This window comes from Rhizobium sp. SRI_017, from assembly GCF_057586295.1.
This window is the reverse complement of the sequence record NZ_JBYCZP010000017.1, coordinates 81,732-104,195: the sequence shown is the minus strand read 5'-3', so window position 1 is coordinate 104,195 and position 22,464 is coordinate 81,732. Positions and strand designations below refer to the sequence as shown.

Genomic DNA, 22,464 nt, shown 5'->3' with positions numbered 1-22,464 from the left:
GGCGGAATTGGTGTTTCCGGCCGGCGCAAGGCCGGTCGATTCTCACTCGCAGCCCTTGGACTGGATCGCGGCATCGATCGCTGCGAGCTCGCCCTTGCCGCGCGCGACTTCGTCCTCCCGGTCCTGGCCGGACATTGAGGCGACAGGAATGTGGATGACACCCATGGCTGCCTTGTCGCGCTCTGCAGCCTCGTGCTGCGCCTGCTCCAGTCGCGCCTGTTCGGCCTTCTTGCCGGCTCGGCTCCCCAACAGCTCGGCGCAGGACATTGGCAGATAACGATCCGTGGCGACCGGACTTGGCGCGATCTGGTCAGGCTGTCTGGCACAGCCGGCAGCAAGCAGCGCCATCGCGCAAAGAACCATTCTTTTGATGTGGATTTTCCCAAGGGTCACACGCATGCTCATCAACCTCACGCGAGACCGAGTTGCTTGCGCAGGCTCTTGTCGAAAGCGGAGGCCGGCACAAACCGCCTCAACAGGCTCAACTGAAAAGCCAGTTTGCCGACCGTGTATCGCTTCCTGGGTGCGGCGGTGGTTGCTGCCTTGACAACGGCCTCTGCCACCAAACGGGGATCGTCGGCGGTCTTCATGGCTTCCTGGACAACGGTGGCCACCTGCTGGCGTGCCGTTTCATAGAAGGGGATCGGCCGGTCCGGGGGCACTGCATTCTGATCGAAAGCTGTCCTGATGTAGGCTGGTTCGATGAGGATCGCGCGGATGGCATGCGCGCGCAATTCGTGGTCCAGGGACTCGGTGTAGCCCGCCAGCGCGTGCTTTGTGGATGCGTAGAGTGCCGAGAAGGGAGCGGGAATAAACCCCAGCACGGAACCGATATTGATGATCCGGCCGCGTCGCTGCTTTCGCATATGCGGAAGCACGGCATTGGTTATCCGGATAACGCCGAACAGATTGACATCGAACATGGCCTGCGCTTGCGCCACCGAGGATTCTTCGGCGCCGCCGATCAAGCCGAGGCCCGCATTGTTGACGAGAATGTCGATCCGGCCGGTCTTCGATAGCACGGTTTCGACAAGGGAATTGACCGAGGCATCATCGGTGACATCACAAACCAGCATCGATACGCCGTCCGGACCGTCACTGCCCGCCCGGCGGCTTGTCCCGAAGACCTTGTATCCCGCCCGCGCCAGGGCCTCAGCGCTGGCGCGGCCGATGCCCGAAGAGGCGCCTGTCACAACAGCAGTTTGCGAATGCACATCCATTCAATTCTCCAATCCGCGATCCGAAGATCTTCATTCTTTAAATTATGATCGTAATATTAGATAACACTCGTAATTCAATTTGAAAAGCCCTAAAACGAATCATGCGCTACGAAAAAGGTCGGAAGGACGCATCGCGTCGCCAAATCATGAAAGTCGCAAGCGAACGCTTTCGCTGCGACGGCATTGCCGCATCCGGATTGGCCAGTGTCATGAGCGACGCCGGTCTGACCAACGGGGCGTTCTATGCCCATTTCGACTCCAAGGCGGAGTTGGTGCGCGAAACAGTCGCGGCGGCGCTCGAGGATCTGTCGAAGCAGGTGGAGGACGCCGTCGCCGCCGGCGGGTTGGCGGCGGCTGTCGCAACCTATCTGTCGCCGCAACATCGAGACGATCCGGCGCATGGCTGCTCATTCGCAGCGCTTCTGCCGGAGCTCGCCCGTCAGCCAGCCGAGGCGCGCCATGTCTACACCGAACGGTTCCTGACTCTCGTACGCCAGCTGGCGTCGGCGTTGCCGCCGCAAACCCCAAATCCAGAGAACACGGCCATGGCGATGCTCGCCACTCTCATCGGCACGCTTCAGTTTGCCCGCACAGTGGACGAGCCGGAGCTTTCGGGCCGCATACTGACAGCAGGTTCGGATGCGGCGCTGCGGCTGGCCAACCCGCCTCAGGGGGGAACGACCACCTAGAGTTCAGCGGCTCGCCGCTCTCGCAATTTCGATCGCAGGGAAAGCGTCGGCCCTCAAGCGTCCGCAAGAAACCAAAGCTGCGCCGGAACGTGACATCGTTATATCGATGGATCGAGTCATAAACGTGCGTGCAAATGGCCGCATTTTGGCGTGAAGCTGCCGCTTGGAGGTGACGGCCAACAGCACGGAACGGACGCGGCGCTTCAACTCGCGTTGGAGGGCTGAAGCTTGGTTTCACGCCCATGGAACGTCATCAGATCAGCGGTCACATCGGCTTGCTTGACGCCATAAGGCTCAGGATGCCGAGTATTTGACCGTGACTCCGCGTTGCCGGAAATAGGCCTGCATCAGCTTCCTGCCAGAACGGTTGTTGTGCGCGAGCTTAGCCGGGTCGAATACGGCCTCCTTCAAACCCGCGCGCGTCAATGCTGCCTTAAGAGTCGCGATATGCATGTCGATGTCGGCATTGTCCGCCTGAAGCGATTCATAGATGCGGTTTGTTGCATCTGCCACGGTCGGTTCGCTCACTATTACACTCCTGCTATTGTTTGGCAGGCGCTTACCATATTTTTCCGCTTGAATTGAAAAAATCTCTGGCGACTAAGGCCGGAAATTTTCGCCGTAAGATTGGTGTCACCTCTGCGATAGGTGCGATCGCCTATGCCGCACCGTTAACGGGAGATTTAGCGAATCTTGATATTGGTGCTTATTGGAGCCGGCCCAAGGATTAGATTTCTTGCTCAGGAGACCATCAATCTGGAGGCAGCACATTTGAATCCGGCAACAGAGGGCTGGTTTTCATCGCCGAAAATCACCAAACGTCTCCTTCACCGTAGACTGTCTGACGCGTTGCGCGCCGGCCACATTTGGCCCGCTTTCCAGCCTATCGTGGATATGCAGCGGGAAGAAATCGTCGGCTTCGAGATTTTGGCGCGATGGACGGACCCAGAATTCGGCGAGATTGGTCCCACGACATTCATCCCGTTGCTGGAAAGGCATCATCTCATCGACGATTTGTCGAAGGCGCTTGTCCGTTCGGCGTGTTCGGCGGCGATCGATTGGCCGGGCAACCTGCATCTCGCGTTCAATATGTCACCCGATCAGCTTCTCTCGGGCGATCTACCCGATTGGATCGCCACGCTGGCTGCCGACATTCGCTATCCGCTCGATCGACTTCAAATTGAAATCACGGAAGGGTCATTGCTCTCTGATTCCGAGCAGGCCTATACGACCCTCCGGAGGTTGGACGCCCTTGGCATAAGCGTCTCGATCGACGACTTTGGAACCGGCTACTCGAGTCTCGCCCGCCTGGAGGCATTTCCTTTCCGCACGTTGAAGATCGATGCACGCTTTGTGCGCGGTGTCGATCAGGATCAAGCCAAGAGACGCATCGCTGCGGCGATCATCGGGCTTGGTCAAAGCCTGGGCATGACCATCGTGGCTGAGGGTGTGGAGACCAGGGCCGAGGAGGCGATCCTTCGTGACCTCGGTTGTACAATCGGGCAAGGCTGGCTCTATGGGCGAGGGACACCGGCACGCGATGCCGAGACAATGCGGACCAGATTCCGCAGCGAGCAAATATCGACGACATCCCTGGATGCCTCACCATTCCAGCAACTGCACCAACTTCGTACCCTCTATCATCAGGCCCCGGTCGGGCTCTGCTTCCTCGACATGCAGTTCCGGTATGTGCGCACGAACGACGCCTTTGCGTCGATGCATGGATTGTCGGCAAAGGAACTGGAAGGCAGGGCCGTCAACGACGTCATGCAAGGGGCCTTGCTTGATCGCTTCAACGCGCTGTTGGTTCAAACACTCGACCAAGCATTGCCGCCGCAGGACTACAAACTCAACGATCATGATTTTCGCGTCTTTGCACAGAAGGTTGTCGATGTCGGGGGTGATGTCATCGGCATTTCGATCGTTTCCATCGACATCACCCAACAGAATCTGCTCCTGGAACACGTGACGCTCAGCGAGCAGCATTATCGGCAGGTCATTGAGTTGGGCCCAAACATAGCTTGGGGCGCCAACGCCCAAGGCGTGGTCGATTACATGAGTCCCTCCGCCGACGACCCGCCTGACGATACACTCCAGAATCGCATCGAGCGCTGGTACACAACAATGCACCCGGTGGATCGCCTGCGGGTACGGGCGGAATGGCTGCATTGGATCCCGTCAGGTGTGCCATTTCGCACGAGCTTCCGCATACTTTGGCGTGATGGCCTGTACCGGTGGGTTGAGAGCCGCGCGCATCCGAAGTTCGGTCCGAACGGGTCGATCGATCGGTGGTGTGGCATGATCTGCGATCTGCCGATCGATCTTACATCCGCGGGCCCAAGGAGCGCGGCAGGTCTGGAATTGATCGGGGCAGACACGATCCATGCTCGAACGGATCAGGGCGCACACCCCGCGCCAGACCCGATGGCTCTGCTATTCGAGGGGATCTCCGCCAGCGACGCGCCCATCGCGATCTTCGCGCCCAATGATCGGCTGGTCATCGCATCATCGGCATTTCGGGGAATCTACGACCTCCAGCCCGGCGAACAGACGTTCCAGAGCATTATTCGGCATTGCCACGCCACGAGGCGTGGAGTGTTGGTCGAGGCCAAGGATATCGACCAGTGGCTCGGTATGGCGACTGCCAAGCGACGTTCGCAGACGCACAGGAAGTTCGAAATAGACTTGATTGACGGTCGTTGGTTCTGGGCCCTGGAAACCACCTTCAATGACGGGTGGATCATCATGACCATGACGGACATGACCGCGCTCAAGAAGACGGAAGCGGATTTGCGGCTTGCGCGTGACGCAGCAATCCATCAGGCCGAAACGGACGCGCTTACCGGCCTCCGCAGTCGACGGGCAATTATGGGATATTTCGAAGACTGCCTCACGGGCGCGACGCCAAGCTCTCCTGTCAGCATTGCCATTCTCGATATCGATCATTTCAAGCATATCAACGACCATTACGGCCATGACGTCGGCGACTTGGTTCTGGAGGAGTTCGGCGCCAACTGCCAGCGCATGTTCCGTGATAGCGACTGGATCGGCCGCGTTGGCGGGGAAGAGTTCTTGCTCGTCATGCCCAACACGAGCGAAGCGTCCGCAAGGAAGGCCCTGGAGCGGTTTAGCGGATATGTGAAGCGCATCGGTTACAAGGAACTCGGCGGCCGCCATGTGACATTTTCGGCAGGCTTGATCCAGCATAGATTGGGGGAGACAGTCCAAGACACCTATAAGAATGCCGACAAAGCGCTCTATGAAGCAAAGACGTCTGGTCGCGACCGAATATCGTCTCTTGATACGGGACAAGAAGGTGCAGCGCGAGCGGCCGATTACGGCTCAATTCGTCGATAGCAACCAGACTGGCCGGCAAGCGAAGGTCGGCAAAGCATGACCGCAGCAATGGTTCGATCTGCTGGGCGTTGCGTAACAGCTACGCGGGTTCTCTCCAGATCGTTCGCGAGAGTTCGGATTCTTCTCCAATTCAACAGAATACAGGCCCCAGTCGACGGGGCGCACTTCTCGATGTGATGGCTGGGCGACAGGCGTCATTGCTTGTTGGCGACGCTTTGGGGTGGGGTCGCATCAAGTCGAGTAACGGTGATTCAGTCGCAATCTTGCCAGACCGTTGCTAGCACGAAGGCGGTAGCACGTAGCAAAACGGCGACGGCAGGTCGACCACGGACCTAGTGTCGGCGGCATTCGCCGCCACGACCAACTGGTAATTGCCTGCCTCGGCTCGGAAGGCTCCGGCCTCGATATCGAAATAGGCGAGGTCGCGCGGCATGATCTTCATCACGGCAGTGCCGGTTTCGCCGGGCGCAAGCGAAAGCTTGGCAAAGGCGCGCAGTTCCTTGTCCGGCCGCTCCACCTTGGTTTTTGGCGATCGCACATAGAGCTGCACCAGTTCCGATCCGGCGCGGGCGCCGATATTGGTCAGGTCGACGCTGACGGTCACGCCGTCAGGCCCCATTTCGCCGGCTGACAAACGTGGCTCGCCCCAGCTGAAGCGGGTATATCCAAGGCCGAAGCCGAACGGGAAAAGCGGCTCGACGGCACGCGTATCGTGATGCCGGTAGCCGACGAACACGCCTTCGGCATAGCGTACATGCCCGTCTTTGCCGGGATAGACGGCAGGGTCGCCGGTGATGGCGGAATTGTCGGCGAGCCGCTTGGGGAAGGTCTGCGGCAGCCGGCCACCGGGTTCGACGTCCCCGAACAACACGTCGGCGACAGCATTGCCCAGTTCCTGGCCCGGATACCACATCTGCAACACGGCCCGCACCCGGCCGAGCCAGGGCATCTCCACGGGGCCGCCGGTCTGCAGTACGACGACGGTGTTCGGATTGGCGGCGGCGACCCGCTCGATCAGTTCCTCCTGCCGACCCGGAAGCCGCATATCGGGCAGGTCGAGACCCTCGGTGTCCCACTCGCCGTCGCGGCCGACGAAGAGGAGCGCCACATCGGCATTGCGGGCTGTCTCGACCGCTGCCTGAAGATCGGCCTCACCCAGTGGCTTCTCGACGCCGAAGCGAATGGCCGTGAGATTGATCCCTTCTTCAGTCACCGGCGACGGTTCGTAGTCGACGGTGACCGCATAGGCCCGGCCTGCCTCAAGCAGGACCGCGCCGCGCTGTTCGTCATTGGCGGTGCCGAAATAATTCTCCCCGCGCGTCCAGCCATCATGCCCGTCGACCGTCAGCGTGCCATCGACGAAGAGGCGTGCCAATCCGGCATTGGTCATGCCGAACACGTGCTCGCCACTCTCCTCGGGAACGAACTGCATCGACATCCGGGCCGAGAAATTGGTCGGGTCGAGCTCGCCCGACGGCAATTCGAACCAGAAGAATTCCCCCTTGTCGACGGTTTCGACATAAGCAGGCTCGCCCTGGCAGCCACGCCCCCTAAAATACTCGACCGTCATTTTGCCTTTGAAGACGTCGATCAGGCGATTGTGGCGGCATCCGACCGCGTGGCTGATGCTGTTGGCATTGGAAAGGGCCGCCCGGATGCCTTCGAGCGGACTGACCGTGTAATGCGCCGCGATCTGGGCACTGCCGCCGCCCATGACACGCGCAGTCGCCGCATTTGGTCCGATCACGGCAAGCCGGTCGAGCGAAGTTCTGGTGAGAGGCAGGATGCCGTCGTTCTTGAGGAGGACTGCGCCTTCCGCGCCAAGACGCCGGATCAGCGCCCGGTCCTCCGGCAGATCGACTGCCTGTTCGGTGAGGTCGGGTCTCGCCTCAAACGCACCGACCCGCTCAAGCAACAGCAATATTCGCCGCGCCGCTGCCCGCACTGTGGAGGCATCGACCTCGCCTTCGCGTACCGCTGCAACCAGCTTCTCGCCGCGATCACGCGCCGGGCCTGGCATTTCGAGATCGAGACCGGCATTGATCGTCTCGGCGGTCGAATGCGAGCCGAACCAGTCGGACATGACGATGCCGTCGAAGCCCCACTCTTCGCGCAGCACTTCGGTGAGCAGCCAGGGATGTTCGCTCGTATAGGTGTCATTGAGACGGTTATAGGACGACATCACGGCCATCACCTTGGCGCGTTTGACCGCCTGCTCGAAGGGCGGCAGGTAGATCTCGCGCAGCGTCCGCTCGTCGATATCCGAGGACATGGTCTGCCGCTCGATCTCGGATTCGTTGCCGGCGAAGTGCTTGATCGTTGCTGCGATCCCCTGGCTCTGCACGCCCTGGATATAGGCAACGGCCAATTCCGCGGTGAGCATAGGATCCTCGGAATAGCATTCGAAATTCCGCCCATTGAGCCCGGAGCGGTGGATGTTCACCGTCGGTGCCAGCAGCACGGCGGCGCCCTTGCTTTTCGCCTGACCGGCAAGCGCCACGCCCATCTGCTTGACGAGGTCAGGATTCCAGGTGGCGCCGAGCGCGATGGCGACCGGAAAGCAGGTTGCCTTGACGCCGCCGACCAGAGAGCCGGCCCCGCGCGCGCCATTCGGCCCATCCGTCACCTTGATCTTCGGCACGCCAAGCCGCTCGACGGGAACGGTGGTCCAGAAGTCGGCACCGGATAGCAGCGAGACCTGCTCTTCGAGTGTCATTTGGTCGAGGATGGAATCGATCATGCAAACCTCCCAGCGTGACAAATTCTCGGAAACGAGAGCGCTGCTACCATTTCACCTTAAACCTACCGATTACTCGGTATTTTTAATATGTCAACTGCTCGAAGCTGATGTATGAATGGCGAAGCCTCGGAATCGGATACGGGTTTTGCCGGTCGTACCGTTGGCGGGAAAGGACGGAGAGAGCGGATGGCGGAGTTTTCCGAATTGGGGGCCGGGCAAGACGAAAAGCGGCGGCGCAAATCCCGCAAGGGCGAAACACGCCGCGAGGAGATCCTGACAGCCGCGATGCGCCGCTTTGCCGAGGACGGCTACCAGAGTGCCGCGATCGGTGACATCGCCCAGGACGTGGGTCTGTCCCTGCCGGGTCTGCTGCATCACTTTCCGACGAAGGTCGATCTCCTGCTCGCCATTCTGGAAAGGCGTGATCTCGAAAGCGCCGGCATCATCGACCATCGCTCCGACCTCCCCACGCTGCTCGCGGGCCTGGTCGAGGTGTTCCGCCGCAACGCCGAAATTCCGGAGGTTGTTCGAGCCTTCGCGATCCTGAATGCCGAAAGCCTCACAAGGGATCATCCAGCAAAGGCATGGTTTCTTGAACGTGCCAACCAGCTGCGAAAAAGCATCGCCATGACATTCGACCGGGCTGTTGCCGACGGCACGGTGGACGGCAACATCGACGGCAGTGCGATGGCAGCCGAACTGATCGCCGTGATGGACGGCCTCCAGATGCTTTGGCTAAGGGATCCGGACCGGTTTGACATGGTCGCCGGCCTGGAGGGATATGTCAGGCGTCTGCTGGCAGATCTTGATCTTGATGACTGAGTCAATGTCTTATGATCGCGAAGTCACATGCGACGGCACCAAGCACCGTCGTGGCCAACCAGACGTTCTCGTGCAGCATATTGCGACCCTGGTGGTCTGGGGCGTGGGCCAGATAACGTCGGACTGCGTCGTCATGGAGAGCGGCGTGATCACGCCCCTGCCACTCAAGCAATGGTCTGTGGGCCGCCCGATTGACCTGAGGGCCAAGGCCCGCCGTGATGCTGACGGCATTTCCACCGCAGGCCTTGGCAGTGTCCCGATGGTAGCCGGAAACGATTGGGCAATCGGCGCCGACGTCATCGCCGAGGTCGCTGCGCGTTCCACGGCCCGAAAGCACCCGGGAACAACGCCTGAGTAGGACGGCTACGTCGTTGTTCGTCGTCACCTGAACAAACCGTCCCCGCTGTCCATTTTCTCTTCGCGCCGCTGCACGGGTGGTGGCAGTCGGAGTTTGATGCTGCTTTGCAGCATAAATTTCATGTTGCGCATCAAAGTTTCGACTTTACAAACAATTATGAATATGTGAAGTAATGCACAATTTCACAGATTGGACCGATGCCTTGAACTCGACGCGCTTTGCCACCCGGCTGAACTCATTCGCTTCCGCTTCCCACATCGAATGGCCGGGCCAGTCGTCGAAGCCTTCGGTCATGCAGATGGCTGAACGTGCCGCTCGGGTGAAGGGGCTCACAGACCTCGACCTGAACTATCCCGATCATGTGAAAGAAAATCCCGCGGAATTGGCACGAAAGCTTGGCGATCTCGGCCTCTCGATCAACGGCTTCGCCATGCGCTACTATACCAACCCTGCCTTCAAGCTCGGCGCTTTCACGCATCCTGATGAAGCCGTCCGCCGTGAAGCGATCGACTTGACGAAGAAGGGGATCGATGCAGCCCGTGAAGCAGGCGCCAACCTGATGACCATCTGGCTCGGTCAGGATGGCTTCGACTATGCCTTTCAGGCCGACTACGCCAAAATGTTGCAACACGAAATAGACGGGATTCGTGAAGTTTGCGCGCATGATCCCGATTGCCTGATCTCGATCGAATACAAGCCGAACGAGCCCCGGTCCTACAGCCTGATGCCCGACGCGGCCACAACGCTGCTCGCCATCAAGGAAGTCGGGGCCGACAATCTCGGCGTCACGCTCGACTTCGCCCATGTCCTTTATGCCGACGAGCAGCCCGCCTTCGCGGCCGCCCTGATCGCCCGCCACAGTCGCGTACTCGGTGTCCATCTCAACGATGGTTACGCCAAGCGCGACGATGGCCTGATGGTCGGCGCGGTGCACACGCTCCAGACGATCGAACTGCTCCGCCAGATCCGCCGCGACGGTTATGACGGCGCGATCTATTTCGACACTTTCCCCGATATGACCGGGCTCGATCCGGTCCACGAATGCGAGGTTAACATCAAGACCGTCCAGCGGATGTTGAAGGTCGTCGACCGCCTCGAGCAGGACAATCGCCTTCAAAGCGCGATTGACCGACAGGACGCCGTATCCACGCAGTCCATCGTTCAGGAGTTGATGTTCGGCGCGGAGCAATAGACCCCAAGAACCTCCGGGAGGAAAACATGAAGAGAATTTTTGCTGCGGCTCTCGCCGCAACCCTTTCTGCTGGCCTTTTTGCTGGCATCGCGACCGCCCAGGACCTCAAGCCGCTCAATTCCGACTCCGAACCTGATCGCATGGACTGGTCCGATCTCGAAGCCAAGCTCGGCGCGTTGCCGAAGCTGCCCGAAGGCCTCAAGGTCGGCGGCGTGTCCAAGACGCTCACCAATGAATACTGGCGCTCGCTCGGCGAAGGCTATCAGAAGTTCGCCGACAAGGTCGGCGTGACCGTAGCCTACCAGGCCGCCCAGAGCGAGGGCGACCAGCTCGGCCAGTTGACCATCGCCGAAGGCATGGTGACCCAGGGTTACAATGTCCTGCTCGTCTCCCCGCAGACCGACGCCAACCTCCAGCCGGTGGTTGAACAGGCGAAAGCGGCCAACGTACCCGTCGTCAACGTCAACGACGCGGTGATCCCGCAGGCCGAGCATTATGTCGGCAACGTCCAGCGCGACAACGGCGTCCGCGTCGCCAAGTGGTTCATCGACAACCGTGCCAATGGCGGCAAGGTCGCGATCATCGAGGGTCAGGCCGGCGTCTACGCTGCCGTGCAGCGCACCGATGGCTTCAAGACCACGATCGAGGAAGGCGGCAAGTTCACCGTCGTCGCCAGCGTGCCGGGCAACTGGGATCGCCAGATGTCCTATGACGCTGCGACCAACATCCTCCAGCAGCATCCCGATCTCGTCGGCTTCTATTGCAACAATGACGGCATGGCGCTCGGTGTCGTCGAGGCTGTGAAGGCCGCCGGCCTGCAGGACAAGGTCGTCGTCTTCGGCACAGACGGTATCTCCGACGCCTACAAGTCGATCGAAGCGGGCGAACTCACGGGTACCGTCGACAGCTTCCCGGTCCTGACGGGCGAGGTCGCGATGGAAGTCGCGCTGCGGCTGGTCTCTGGCCAGAAGCTGCCGCGCGTCGTCGCAACCCCGCAGGCACTGATCACCAAGGACAACATCAAGGAATACCAGAGCGACGACGTCCGCTCGGTTCTGATGAAGGCAGCCGGAAAGTAAACGCCTGCCAAGCGGGACGGTCGGCGGAGCCGGCCGTCCACTCTCTCAAAGGTTGGACTTTCATGACCACTGCCAGACTGGCGTTCGACAACATTTCCAAGGCATTTCCCGGCGTCAAGGCGCTCTCCGACGTGTCCTTCGAGGTTGCGCCCGGTGAAATCCATGCGTTGCTGGGGGAAAACGGTGCCGGCAAGTCGACCCTTCTCCGCATCCTCTCGGGCGTCTTCCGCCCGACCGAGGGCGACATCAGGATCAATGGCGTTGTTCATCACTTCAGGCGCCCTGAGAGTGCCCGCCAGGCCGGGGTCGCCATGATCCACCAGGAACTCCAGCAGGTGCCGCATCTCAGTGTGGCCCAGAACATGTTCCTCGGTCATTCGCTCACTCGCTTCGGAGGCATGATCGTCGATCGCCGCGAACAGGAAAGGCGGGCAGCCGAGGCGCTTGCGATGATCGATCCGTCGATCGACCCTTCGGTTCCCATTTCGACCCTGAAGGTTGCTCAGCGGCAGGTCGTCGAGATTGCCAGAGCCCTCCTCGACAAGGCCAAGATCATTGCCATGGACGAACCCACGTCCAGCTTGACCCCAAGCGAATTCGAACGGCTCGCCGAGGTCATCGAGCGGTTGGCGGCGAGCGGGGTCTCGATCATCTACGTGTCCCACAAGATGGATGAGGTCTTCCGTGTCTGTCAGCGCGCCACGGTGATGCGCGACGGCAAGGTTGTCGGCATAGGTGTCGATCTGAAGACGACCTCACCGGAAGACGTCATCGCCAAGATGGTCGGCCGCGAGCTCTTGTCCGAGGAACATCACTCCCACACCACCGATGCCGTGAGCGCCGAGGTCCGCAACCTGTCGACCCATCGCATCCGCGACGTGTCTTTCGACCTTCACACCGGTGAGGTCCTTGGCGTCGCCGGACTTGTCGGCTCGGGCCGCACCGAACTGCTGCGCGCGCTTTCCGGCGCAGACAAGGTCGTCTCCGGCACGGTCAAGGTCGACGGCAAAGCCCTGACGCTCTCCAACCCCCGCGCCGCCATTGCCGCGGGCATCGGGTTGCTTCCCGAGGAGCGCAAGCGCGAAGGCATCATTCCGGGCCGCTCCGTCAGCATCAACATGGCGCTGCCGTCGATGAACCGGTTTTCGAAGGCCGGGATCATCAACCACCGCAAGCTCAAGCGCACGGCGGAAGACCTGCTCAAGCGCGTCAACCTGCGACCTTTCCAGCTCGACAGGCAGATCAGGCTGTTTTCCGGCGGCAACCAGCAGAAGGCGATCATCGCCCGCTGGCTTGCGGCCGGCTCGCGCATCCTGCTGTTCGACGAGCCGACGCGCGGCATCGACGTCGGCGCGAAATCCGAAATCTATCACCTGATCGAAGAACTCGCCGGCGAGGGACATTCGGTGATCGTCGTCTCCTCCGAGCTTCCCGAGGTGATGCGGGTCTCCGACCGCGTGCTCGTCATGCGCGACGGCGCTGTCGTTGCTGAACTCGGCCGCGGCCAACTCTCCGAAGAAACCATTGTCTCCCACGCTGTTGGGAAGGCCGACAACCGCCGTGGTGCGGCATGACCAACAGGAACTTATCCATGTCTGACACGACCCAGAATGCCGCAGTGCCTACGTCCAAGCTGTTCGGCTCGTTCTCGGTACGCGACGCCGGCACCCTGATCGGATTGGTCGCCATCGTCGTCATCTTTGGATTGTTGGCACCCGACTTTCTGTCGCAACGGAACCTGCTCAACATCCTGCAGCAGTCGAGCATCAATGCGTGCCTGGCGCTAGGCATGACGCTGGTCATCATTTCCGGGGGCATTGACCTCTCGGTCGGCCCGACCGCTGCGATCTCGGCCGTGATCACGGCGACGATGCTTGTCGCCGGGGTGCCCGTGCCGCTTGCCATCCTGGCAGGTCTGGCGATCGGAGCCATCTGCGGCCTCGTCAACGGCGTGCTCGTCGCCTATGCGGGCCTTCAGCCCTTCATCGTCACACTCGGCACGCTCAGCACCTATCGTGCCATCGCGCTGATCTACACGGGCGGCAATCCAGTGCTGGGCATTCCCCCGGGTTTCCGGTCGCTGTTCAACGGGTCCCTCGTCGGCCTTCCTATTCCCGTCATTATCGTTGCTGTCGTTGCGTTGGCCGCCTGGGTTCTTCTGAAGAAGACGCCGCTCGGCGAATATCTCCTCGCTGTCGGCGGCAACGAGGAAGCCGCCTATGTCGCCGGCGTTCCGATCGCCATTACCAAGATTACCGCCTATGTCATCTCTGGCGTCCTGGCGGCCCTCGCTTCGATGATCCTGATCGGCCGCCTCGGCGCTGCAGAACCCATTCTCGGCAACCTCTGGGAACTCGATGCTATTGCAGCTGCGGCGATCGGCGGAGCCTCCCTCATGGGTGGCAAGGGCAGCGTCATCGGCACAATCCTTGGTGCTGTCATCCTGGGTGCGATGCGCAATGGACTGACGCTGATGAACGTCCAGGCCTTCTATCAACTCCTGGCCACTGGTCTTATTATCCTTGTCGCGATGATGATCGATCGCGTCACAAGGGGAAGAGGATGAATTCTGCAAATGATCCCAAGGCGGTAGGCCCGCGCATCCGAATGATGATGCCGCAGCTCACCCCTCTGGAGGCACGTGTCGTGGAAACGGTGTTCGGATTGAGGGATTTTTCGGAGGATACCGCATTGAAGGACCTGGCGGCGGAAGCCGGCGTCTCCGAGGCGATGGTGGTCAAGATCACCAAGAAGCTCGGCTTCAGCGGGTTCCGGGATTTTAGGTCTGCGGTCTCCAGCTATAACAGGCTGCCGACGGCCGAGATGCATCAGGAACTCTCGGTCGAGGACAGTTCGAGGGAGATCATCCAGAAGGTCTTCCGGACGTCGATCAATGCGCTCGAGGAAACGCTGGCGATCCTGGACGTCGACGGCTTCGACCGTGCCGCCGACATGCTGGCGAAGGCGGGGCAACGTGACTTCTACGGTGTTGGCGGCTCGGCGCAGATCGCGCGCGATGTAGCCCACAAATTCCTGAGGATCGGCGTTCGCGCCAATGTTCAGGACGACTCGCACATGATGCTGATGTCGGCGTCGCTGCTGGGGACCGACGACATCGCGATCGGCTTCTCCCATTCGGGGAACACCACCGCCGTGATCGATGCCATACAGCTTGCGCGCAAGTCGGGGGCGCGGACGATCGCCATCACCAATTACGGCGGATCGCCGCTGGCGCAGATCGCCGACATTGTCCTGTGTTCCACCGCGCAAGGCTCGCCCCTGATGGGCGAGAACGCCGCGGCCCGGATCGCACAGCTCAACATCCTCGACGCGCTCTTCATGGCCGTCGCACAGCGAAACTACCAGGCGGCGGAGAGAAATCTCGAAAAGACGATGTCCGCCGTAACATCCAAACGCAAGGACAGGTTTCCATGAGTTCCGCATCGCCCTCCGTCGTCGTCTTCGGCAGCCTGCACTATGACATCATGGTGCATGGCCCGGCACGACCTCGGAAGGGGGAAACCGTGACGGGAGATCGCTGGCACCCGAAATGCGGCGGCAAGGGTGGCAATCAGGCTGTGTCTGCGGCGAAGACAGGGATAGCCACGTCGATGGTCGGCGCGGTCGCCGATGATGACTTCGGCCATGCCCTCACCGACAACCTCCGGCGCAACAAGGTCGATCATCGCTTCGTCAAGGAAGTGAGCGGTGTCGGCAGCGGCATGAGTGTCGCGATCTTCGACAGTGAAGGCGATTACGGCGCGGTCATCGTCTCCGGCAGCAATTTGACCCTTGGTCAGGGGGATGTGGGCGCAGCTGCCGAAGCGTTCGTCGACGGCGCGCTCTTGGTCCTGCAGAACGAAGTGCCCGATCACGCCAACGTCGCCGCAGCCAGGGCGATGAAGGCCGTGGGCGGAAAAGTGGTTCTCAATGCAGCACCCGCGCGGCCTCTCTCCGCCGACCTTGAGCAGTTGGTTGATGTTTTGGTCGTCAACGGCATCGAGGCCGAGCAACTGGCCGAGCTTCCGGTAGTCGATACGCTCGAAGGTGCGGCGAACGCCGCGAAACTGCTCGCGGAGCGATATCCAGTAGTGGTGGTGACTGCCGGTGGGGAGGGCGTCGCCTGTGCGACCCATGAAGGCGAAGCGTTCTTAGTCGAGGCGATCAAGGTGGAACTCGTGAATACTCATGGCGCGGGCGACGAGTTCACCGGCGTCCTCGCCTCGGAACTCGCACGGGGCAGGGCAATCCGCCCCGCGATTGAGTCTGCAAACCGTGCGGCGGCGGTTCTGGTGAGCACACCGCGCTCACGCTGAGTTCCTCATCGAAGATAGACTTCGCGTCAGTGATTTAGGGGGCATTGTCGAATGTTGATGGGTATCGATCCGATTATTCATGCGGAGCTGATCTACGCTCTGATGTTGATGGGCCACGGCGACGAGTTGGTCATCTGCGATATCAATCATCCGGCACAGACAATCGCCAAAAACACGACCTACGGCAAACTCATCGATCTATCCGGGTGCGGCATCCCGCGCGCCGCGCAGGCCATCCTGTCGCTGTTCCCACTGGACACGTTCGTAGATGCGCCGGTGAAGCGGATGAAGGTGGTCGATGATCCCGACAAGCAGATGCCGATCTTCGACGCCATCCAAAGGGTCGTCAATTTCGCGCACGGCAGTCCCGTGTCCATCGAACCCTTGGAACGCTTCGCATTCTACGATGCCGCCAAGAAGTCGTTCGCCATTGTAAGGACATCGGACCCCGGACCGTACGGTTGCTTCATTTTCAAGAAAGGCGTCGTCTGATGGGTCACGTTTCGCTTCGCTTCGTCCGGATCGATGAACTGAACGTCCGGTATAAGGTTCGATTCCACTTCCCTTTACCCAGGTCAAAAGCAATTCACAAAAGTGCGGACGGAATTTGAACCGAAAGCTTTGAAGCCTTCTCTTTCAGCTTGGCAATCGTGCCGGCAACAAGAGGGATGCCTTTCGCCTCGCGCTCGGCCGCAAGGTCGAAGCCGCCCTCGCCCGGAAGGCGAACCCGTCCCGGACCTTCCGCCGGAGGCAAGTCGTGGATAGCGTCGGCAAGCTTGTCGACATCGTCCGTGAAAATGTGGCCCAAGGGGAAAGCTTGCGGATTGATCGCGATCGCAAGGCCATTGAAGCCGGCATCGCGCTTATCCGTCAAAGCCGCGGAAATAAGCGGATTGCCGGCCAGCACGCTCACCAGGATCTCGATCATCAGCGAGAGGCCGGAGCCTTTTGGCCCGGCCATCGGCAGCACGGCCTTGGCCTTGGCGGGATCGGTGGTGGCGGCACCTTCGGCGTCGACAGCCCAGCCTTCTGGAATGGACTTGCCGGCATCCTTCGCCGCCATGATCTTGCCGAGCGCGACGGCGGCCGTCGACATGTCCAACAGGATCGGCCGTTGTCGATCTCCCGTGGGCACGCCGATCGACAGTGGATTGGTGGAAACGCCTTGGGTGCGGGAGCCGTGGTAGATCATCAGCGGCTTGGAAGCCGACATGATGAGGCCGATCTTGCCGGCCTTCGCAGCCCGCTCGGCAAAATACCCGATTGCGCCGGCATGGCTGGTGCGCAGGATGGAGCAAAGACCGATGCCAAATTTCCCCGCCAGATCCACCGCCTTGTCGGTCGCCATGATCATGCCGGAGGCGCCGGGCACGCGGTCACCCTCGATAACTGCGATGGCTCCGAACTCTGAGGAGGTCTTCGGAACGGCCTGGCCGTGGACAATGCCTTGCTCGGTCATTTCGATATAGCGGGGAATGCGCAGGACGCCGTGGGAGTCGGCACCGCGGAGATTGGCCCAGACCAGGAGTTCGGCGGTCTGCCGGGCATAATCAGTTCGAAAGCCACCGGCTTCCAGAAGCGATGCGGCAAAGGTTTCAAGCCCCCTCTTGTCGATCAGCCTTTTCGGCGCGGCCACATTCATGACGCGCTGCCAAGCGGCGAGGGGAAAAATTTGTCGAGCCAGCCCTTGATCATCATCTTGGTGCGCGGCGCGTCATTGGGGGCGAGCGGAAAATGCGCGGTCGTGTCGATCAGCATGAGTTCGGTCGGCTGGCCGGCCTTCTCGAACATCTGGATGGATTCGACCGTCGGCGTGATGATGTCGTTTGCGGTATGGAAGAGAAGCAGCGGTCGTGGCGCAATATTGGCGATCACATCGTCGGCGCGGAAATTGAACATCGACCATGCCGTCTCGACCGGAATTTCCATGATCGCCTTGGGCGAGAGGTTCTTGCGCAATTGTTCAGGGATCGGGACTGCGTCGAAGCGTGACATCCACAGGCTCTCACCGGTTTCCTGTTTGTGCTTGCGCCCCTTTTCCAGAATGCCCATGAACTTGTCCCAGGATTCCGGTGTGGGATGCTGGCCGCGGAACTTGCGTTCTCCATTGCCCCAGCCGCAGGAGGAGAGGCAGCAGGCGACGCGGTCGTCGACGCCGGCTGTGTAGACCGAGACTGCCGCGCCGAAACTGTGGCCGGTGATGCCGACCCGCTTCGGATCGACCTCATCACGGCCGGCGAGGAACGTCAGCGCGTTCTTGGCATCCGCCACCTGGTCGAAGCAGCGCACCTGGCCGCGTTCGCCATCGCTCTCGCCGCAGGAGCGGAAATCGAAGCGTAGCGCGACATAACCGAAGGCTTCCAGCATCTCGGCCTGGATCTGCGCATGGCTCTCGTCCTTGGAGCCGACGAAACCATGGCAGACGATGAAGGCCGGCAGGCGCTCGCCGGATTTGCGTCCGTCCGGAACGTGAAGGACGGCCGAGAGTTTCAGCCCGTCGGACATGAAGGAAAGCTTTTCCTGCATTTCAATTCCTCGATTTGGGGCTCAGCCGATCTTGGCGAAGGGGTGGAAATATTCGCGCCACTCGACAGGCGCGGGCGTACCCCAGACATTCATGTCGCGGACATTGCCGGGACGATCGAGATTGGTGATCACGTTGGGCGTGAAGTCGGCATCGTCGGCGATGTGTGCCATGACGCCCGAGCACTCGATCATCATGCCGCTGGCATCGGTGTAGTAGGCATAGGTATTGTCGCCCGGGCGGTGCCGACCCGGTCCCCACATCAGCTGGCGGTCGAACTGGTCGAGGATGTCGCCCAGCCTGAGATACTGATTGAATTCCAGGAATTCGAAGGAGACATGGTGCAGGCCGGCGGCCTCACCTTTGACCAGTCCCAGCACGTGGTGCTGCCGGTTGCCGCCATACATCCAGCTCAGCGCGTCGTTGACCATGCGCTCTGACAGTCTGAGGCCGCCGATCGCCTCGAGCTGGGCGCGGGTGGCGGCAGGATCGGGCGTGATGAGGTTGATATGATCGAGCCGGTTGGGACCGACACCTGTCGTCGGATAGCGCCGCCCATAGGTCTTGTTGCGGATCGGCGTATGGATTTCGAAGCGCAATCCTTCCGGCGTCGCGAACGTCACAGCCGCGGCGATGCAGTCGAGGCTCGGCTCGCGCGAGAGGATGCGGCATCCTGCGGCCTCGATACGGGAGGCCGCTTCGGTGACCAGCTCGGGTGTCAGGGCTTCGAGCCCGATCGTGTGGGCGGAATTCTCGTTTCCATGGATCAGGACGAGTTCAGCGGCGCGGCCATTCGAGCTCAACCATGTCTGGTTGTCGTCTTGCCGTGTAACATGCAGGCCAAGAATCTCCGTGGCATCGCGGACAACCGCCTGTGGATCGATGACATTGACTTTCATGTGCCCGACGGCATGCACGATGTGCGTCATGGCTTCCTCCCGAATTCTGAAATCCATCGTGCTCTGTGATACTTCAAGGATCGGATGATATCAAGATATTTCGAAATAAAAAAAATTATCGAAATTATGAAAAGGTGTTTGTTTCGGCTGTGACGACATTTCTCAGCGTGCCCACTCTCTCGATCTCAACCTCCACGACATCGCCGACATCAAGAAAGACGGGAGGTTTGCGTGTCGAGCCGAATCCCGATGGCGTGCCTGTCACGATGACGTCGCCCGGTTCGAGAATGGTGAACTGGCTGACATAGGAAATCAGCCAGGGAATGGAGAAAATCATGCGGCTGGTATTGTTGCTTTGCCTGATTTCTCCGTTGACCCGCGTTGTCAGCTCGAGGGCGGTCGGGTCAGGAATCTCGTCGGCGGAAACCATCCAAGGGCCGAAGCCGGCGGTTTGGACAAAATTCTTGCCGGGAGTGAATTGGGTCGAATGCTTCTGCCAGTCGCGTACGCTGCCATCGTTGAAGCAACTGTAGCCAGCGATATGGAACAGCGCGTCGGCCTCCGCGATCCGTCGTCCCTCGCGTCCTATGATGACTGCTAGTTCGCCTTCATAGTCGAATTTGTCCGATATGAATGGCTTCACAAGCGGTTCGTCGTGACCAGTCTGCGAAGCGGCGAAGCGGGAGAACAGCAGAGGATATTCCGGCCGCTCCGTCGTTTCGTCATCGTGCTCCCGGTAGTTGATCGCGACGCATAGGACTTTCGACGGGCGGGGAATGACCGGGAGGTATCGAATTTCATCGAGCGGGATGTCGGGGCGAAGTCCCTTCTCCGATCCGAGTTGTGCAAAGTGGGTACCGAGATAGCTGGCGAGGTCGGGCTCGCCACTACGCGAGCGAAGATCCGCGACGCCGCCTTGCACGATGCAGCCATAGCTCGCCCGATCGCGATGGATGAAGCTGAGAAAGCGCATTGCCGATCTACTTTTCGAAAATATTTGGACTATCGTAAACATTGAAGGCCGCGACGTGACAAGCCCTTGATCAAGGGCAAAAGGTGGAGAATTTCAACAACATTGATTTTTTTCGAAATTTTCTGTAATCCTTCGAGGCAATGGCTGGACGCGGCGGTAGCGCTCGAGGATGTGGGAGAAATCGCGTGGAAACTCAAAAGGCTGGCGGAGAGACGAGGGCGGGCGATGTCCTGCTACGCATGCGGCTTGATATCATCAACTGTGTCCTGAAGCCGGGCGAGAAGCTCCGCTTCGAGGCCCTGAAGACCCTGTACAATGTGAGCTTTTCCACGCTGCGTGAGGCGCTCTCGCGGTTGGCTGCGGAAAATCTCGTCGTTTCCGAGGGACAGCGCGGCTTCATGGTCGCGCCCGTATCGATCTCCGATCTCAACGACCTGACCAATGTGCGCGTCCTCATCGAGCGCGAGGCGCTGGGCAAGGCGATTCGCAATGGCGACGATCGCTGGGAAGCCAATATCCTGTCGACCTATCACCGCATGGACAAGCTGCAGCAGCGGTTGGGCAAGGAATATTATCTCTCAGAGGAGTGGAGCGCCGTGCATGGCGAATTCCACTATTCACTGGTCTCGGCCTGCGGGTCGCCCGTGCTGCTTGAAATTCGCAGCAAGCTTTTCGAGCGTGCGCATCGCTATCGGCGCATGTCTTCCCAGTTCCGCACCCAGTGGCGCGAGAAGGGCGCCGAGCACAAGATGATCGCGGATGCTGCGCTGGAACGCGACGAAGAGAATGCGTTGCGCCTTATCGATCGCCATATCCGCGAGACGAGCGAGAATGTGATCGAGTTTGCCGGCCACCTGTTCCCCGACCTTCCGGCTGCTCCTTCAAAATCCAAACGGTTCGACGCGGCGGCTGAATAGCTGCAAGCTGTCGCCAGTCTCAGATTTCTAATGACTGAAGATCGATCGCAGCGTGCGGTCGTGCGGCATAGTGCATTGAAAAAGAATAGCAATTTCCGGCATTGAAGTGATTCTGACGCGATACTGGATCCTCGGATGAAAAACAATTTTTACGAAAAGACTTGAAATTTCGAAAATTTTGGAATACCAACGTCCTCAGGCGGAGGAGCGCCAGACCCATCAAGGTCTTCTTGATTTTGGTATACGAGGAGGAATTCATGACTATTTCGCAGACAATGACGGCCGCGCGCATGCATACCGTCGGCGGCGCGATGAAGGTCGAAACGCTGGAAACACCGAAGCCGGGCGACATGGATGTCCTCGTTCGGGTGAAGGCCTGCGGTATCGTTCCCAACCTGCACAACATTCTCGCCAACTGGCCGACCTGGTTTCCGCACATGCCGCAGCCCCCGCTTCCGGCTGTCTTCGGCCTCGACCCGGCCGGTGAAATCGCCGCGGTCGGACGCCAGGTCCATGGCCTGAGGGCCGGCGACCGGGTCTATGTCAATCCCGGACGCAGCTGTGGCACCTGCCGTCACTGCCGTCGCGGCGATTCAATTTCCTGCAAGCACTATGCCTTCCAGGGATATTTCGGCTTCTCCGAACATGCGATGCAGACCTTCGCGGACTACCCGATCGGTGGCCTGAGCGAATATATGGTCGCGCCGTCCTCTGCGATCGTGAAGATCCCGGACAATATGGACTATGGGCAGGCTGCGCGTCTGGGCTACCTCGGCACGGCCTATTCGGCGCTCAAGAAGGTCAGTGCCGGACCCGGCGATACGATCCTCGTCAACGGCATCAGCGGCACGCTCGGTATCGGTGCTGCGATCTTCGGCCTTGCCATGGGGGTTAACAAGATCCTCGGCACCGGCCGCGACAAGAAGCTTCTCGAAGAGATCAAGGCGCTGGCGCCGAACAGGATCGAGGTCTTCTCGATCGACGATGGTTCCGTAACGGATTTCGCTCTGGCGCATACCGATGGCGAGGGTGCGGATGCCTTCATCGATTGCCTTGGCCCGGGCGCCAAGCATGAAACCTTCCTGCAGGGGCTGCGGGGCATGCGCCGCGGTGGCATTGGCGTCGACGTCGGGGCAGTGGCCGGCGAAGTCGCGCTCGATGTTCACTGGCTTATGGATCACAATCAGCGACTCTATGGCTCGGCCTGGTTCACCACGCAGGAAGGGCAGGAAATGGCCGACATGGTCGCATCCGGGGTCGCAGATCTGTCCATATTGGAAACGCAGCGCTATCCGCTCTCGGAGGTCAATTCAGCAATTTCGGGCATCGCGCAGCGCCATGGCGGCTTTTCCAACTATGTGATCTGCCCCTGATTTTC

General features: G+C 60.2%; 21 protein-coding genes. 13 read left to right on the top strand and 8 right to left on the bottom strand.

Annotated elements, in window-relative coordinates; translation table 11 throughout:
- Positions 1 to 42: 42 nt before the first annotated feature.
- Complete coding sequence (locus AC2YI2_RS28290; RefSeq protein WP_487389876.1) at positions 43 to 399, bottom strand: hypothetical protein; 357 nt, start codon at positions 397 to 399, stop codon at positions 43 to 45.
- Positions 400 to 410: 11 nt separating this feature from the next.
- Positions 411 to 1,220 (bottom strand): oxidoreductase, encoded by an 810-nt coding sequence (locus AC2YI2_RS28285; RefSeq protein WP_487389875.1) that lies wholly within the window; start codon positions 1,218 to 1,220, stop codon positions 411 to 413.
- Between the two features lie 101 nt (positions 1,221 to 1,321).
- Between AC2YI2_RS28285 and AC2YI2_RS28280 the strand changes: the two genes are divergently transcribed.
- Positions 1,322 to 1,909, top strand: coding sequence for a TetR/AcrR family transcriptional regulator (locus AC2YI2_RS28280; RefSeq protein WP_487389874.1), 588 nt, complete (start codon positions 1,322 to 1,324; stop codon positions 1,907 to 1,909).
- 294 nt (positions 1,910 to 2,203) lie between these two features.
- On the opposite strand, the gene AC2YI2_RS28275 is transcribed toward AC2YI2_RS28280, so the two are convergent.
- The gene (locus AC2YI2_RS28275) at positions 2,204 to 2,440 is read right to left on the bottom strand and encodes a hypothetical protein (RefSeq protein WP_487389913.1); all 237 of its coding nucleotides are present in this window, start codon (positions 2,438 to 2,440) and stop codon (positions 2,204 to 2,206) included.
- A gap of 240 nt (positions 2,441 to 2,680) precedes the next feature.
- On the opposite strand from AC2YI2_RS28275, the gene AC2YI2_RS28270 reads away from it, so the two are divergent.
- Positions 2,681 to 5,266 carry an EAL domain-containing protein gene (locus AC2YI2_RS28270; protein WP_487389873.1) on the top strand — a complete coding sequence of 862 codons (2,586 nt, stop codon included), beginning with the start codon at positions 2,681 to 2,683 and terminating at the stop codon, positions 5,264 to 5,266.
- 277 nt (positions 5,267 to 5,543) lie between these two features.
- Here AC2YI2_RS28270 and AC2YI2_RS28265 read toward each other — a convergent pair whose 3' ends face one another.
- Complete coding sequence (locus tag AC2YI2_RS28265) at positions 5,544 to 8,006, bottom strand: glycoside hydrolase family 3 C-terminal domain-containing protein (protein ID WP_487389872.1); 2,463 nt, start codon at positions 8,004 to 8,006, stop codon at positions 5,544 to 5,546.
- A 186-nt stretch (positions 8,007 to 8,192) separates the two neighbouring features.
- Here AC2YI2_RS28265 and AC2YI2_RS28260 point away from each other — a divergent pair, with 186 nt between their 5' ends.
- The 9 genes from AC2YI2_RS28260 (at position 8,193) to AC2YI2_RS28220 (ending at position 16,265) form a co-directional block, all read left to right on the top strand.
- The gene (locus AC2YI2_RS28260; RefSeq protein ID WP_487389871.1) at positions 8,193 to 8,828 is read left to right on the top strand and encodes a TetR/AcrR family transcriptional regulator; all 636 of its coding nucleotides are present in this window, start codon (positions 8,193 to 8,195) and stop codon (positions 8,826 to 8,828) included.
- A gap of 4 nt (positions 8,829 to 8,832) precedes the next feature.
- Positions 8,833 to 9,186, top strand: a complete 354-nt coding sequence (locus AC2YI2_RS28255) for a hypothetical protein (RefSeq protein WP_487389870.1) — start codon at positions 8,833 to 8,835, stop codon at positions 9,184 to 9,186.
- Between the two features lie 172 nt (positions 9,187 to 9,358).
- Positions 9,359 to 10,378, top strand: a complete 1,020-nt coding sequence (locus tag AC2YI2_RS28250; RefSeq protein ID WP_487389869.1) for a sugar phosphate isomerase/epimerase family protein — start codon at positions 9,359 to 9,361, stop codon at positions 10,376 to 10,378.
- Between the two features lie 26 nt (positions 10,379 to 10,404).
- Positions 10,405 to 11,457, top strand: coding sequence for a sugar ABC transporter substrate-binding protein (locus AC2YI2_RS28245; RefSeq protein WP_487389868.1), 1,053 nt, complete (start codon positions 10,405 to 10,407; stop codon positions 11,455 to 11,457).
- 62 nt (positions 11,458 to 11,519) lie between these two features.
- The gene (locus AC2YI2_RS28240) at positions 11,520 to 13,031 is read left to right on the top strand and encodes a sugar ABC transporter ATP-binding protein (protein ID WP_487389867.1); all 1,512 of its coding nucleotides are present in this window, start codon (positions 11,520 to 11,522) and stop codon (positions 13,029 to 13,031) included.
- A 17-nt stretch (positions 13,032 to 13,048) separates the two neighbouring features.
- Positions 13,049 to 14,023: an ABC transporter permease gene (locus AC2YI2_RS28235; protein ID WP_487389866.1), complete on the top strand. Its 975-nt coding sequence runs from the start codon at positions 13,049 to 13,051 to the stop codon at positions 14,021 to 14,023.
- Positions 14,020 to 14,892: a MurR/RpiR family transcriptional regulator gene (locus AC2YI2_RS28230; protein ID WP_487389865.1), complete on the top strand. Its 873-nt coding sequence runs from the start codon at positions 14,020 to 14,022 to the stop codon at positions 14,890 to 14,892. Before AC2YI2_RS28235 ends, AC2YI2_RS28230 begins: the two co-directional genes overlap by 4 nt.
- Positions 14,889 to 15,773, top strand: coding sequence for a ribokinase (locus tag AC2YI2_RS28225; protein WP_487389864.1), 885 nt, complete (start codon positions 14,889 to 14,891; stop codon positions 15,771 to 15,773). The genes AC2YI2_RS28230 and AC2YI2_RS28225 overlap by 4 nt, the downstream gene beginning before the upstream one ends.
- A gap of 51 nt (positions 15,774 to 15,824) precedes the next feature.
- Entirely contained in the window at positions 15,825 to 16,265 is a 441-nt protein-coding gene (locus tag AC2YI2_RS28220) for an RbsD/FucU family protein (protein ID WP_487389863.1), read from the top strand.
- A 94-nt stretch (positions 16,266 to 16,359) separates the two neighbouring features.
- Here AC2YI2_RS28220 and AC2YI2_RS28215 read toward each other — a convergent pair whose 3' ends face one another.
- From AC2YI2_RS28215 to AC2YI2_RS28200, 4 genes are all read right to left on the bottom strand, one after another.
- A complete protein-coding gene (locus AC2YI2_RS28215; RefSeq protein WP_487389862.1) occupies positions 16,360 to 17,415 on the bottom strand; it encodes an Ldh family oxidoreductase in 1,056 nt (351 codons plus the stop codon).
- Positions 17,412 to 18,299, bottom strand: a complete 888-nt coding sequence (locus AC2YI2_RS28210) for an alpha/beta hydrolase (RefSeq protein ID WP_487389861.1) — start codon at positions 18,297 to 18,299, stop codon at positions 17,412 to 17,414. Before AC2YI2_RS28210 ends, AC2YI2_RS28215 begins: the two co-directional genes overlap by 4 nt.
- Positions 18,300 to 18,320: 21 nt before the next feature.
- Complete coding sequence (locus AC2YI2_RS28205; RefSeq protein WP_487389860.1) at positions 18,321 to 19,226, bottom strand: VOC family protein; 906 nt, start codon at positions 19,224 to 19,226, stop codon at positions 18,321 to 18,323.
- A 94-nt stretch (positions 19,227 to 19,320) separates the two neighbouring features.
- On the bottom strand, positions 19,321 to 20,169 hold the full coding sequence (locus tag AC2YI2_RS28200; protein ID WP_487389859.1) for a fumarylacetoacetate hydrolase family protein: 849 nt from the start codon (positions 20,167 to 20,169) through the stop codon (positions 19,321 to 19,323).
- A gap of 185 nt (positions 20,170 to 20,354) precedes the next feature.
- Here AC2YI2_RS28200 and AC2YI2_RS28195 point away from each other — a divergent pair, with 185 nt between their 5' ends.
- Together AC2YI2_RS28195 and AC2YI2_RS28190 are read left to right on the top strand one after the other, a co-directional pair.
- Positions 20,355 to 21,086 carry a GntR family transcriptional regulator gene (locus tag AC2YI2_RS28195; protein ID WP_487389858.1) on the top strand — a complete coding sequence of 244 codons (732 nt, stop codon included), beginning with the start codon at positions 20,355 to 20,357 and terminating at the stop codon, positions 21,084 to 21,086.
- 257 nt (positions 21,087 to 21,343) lie between these two features.
- Positions 21,344 to 22,459, top strand: coding sequence for an alcohol dehydrogenase catalytic domain-containing protein (locus tag AC2YI2_RS28190; protein ID WP_487389857.1), 1,116 nt, complete (start codon positions 21,344 to 21,346; stop codon positions 22,457 to 22,459).
- Positions 22,460 to 22,464 lie beyond the last annotated feature (5 nt).